This window comes from Brucella sp. 22210 (assembly GCF_052045675.1).
Lineage (GTDB): Bacteria > Pseudomonadota > Alphaproteobacteria > Rhizobiales > Rhizobiaceae > Brucella.
Map to the genome: position 1 here is coordinate 1 of NZ_JBQEPD010000170.1, position 478 is coordinate 478.

Consider the following 478-nt stretch of genomic DNA (forward strand, 5'->3'; position numbering starts at 1 on the left):
ACCTACACCTCAATTGCAGATTTTCGGTTCGGGATGGACCGACGCAGGCCGCAATCTAGCGGTGTGCCCGGCACATTGTGGACGCTGAAGAATGCGCTCATCACCCGTGGCGGAGACATTGAACGCGCAAAGAAGTTCGTTTCCACATATGTTTTGCCAGCGGGAACGTTTGGCGCTTTCTCCATCCGCGGACAGGTGTTTGTGTTCGGGTCGAGCACCGAGCCTGCTGGAATGCCAGTTGGCGTGCGGTATCAGCGTTTGCAAGCCCCCGGCGATCCGGCGATGACTGCTGTTCTCGATGCCAAGGCGTTCGACGGCAAGGTCTACGCCGTTGCCGCATACACCGATGGCAATATCTATCATTTCTATGACGGCGCCCGCGTAACCGAATGGGATGCTCTCGCGGACAACGCCGCAAATTTCACAACCGTTTCCTCTCGACTGGCTGATCTGATCGACGCGGGCAACAATTACGATG

Annotated in this window: 1 protein-coding gene; it reads left to right on the forward strand. The window is 56.9% G+C overall.

The genetic code is table 11. The annotated features are described in order from the left end of the window. Positions 1 to 478 (forward strand): hypothetical protein (locus ACTJKP_RS27190; protein WP_440632877.1); only part of this gene is annotated, 478 nt, incomplete at both ends.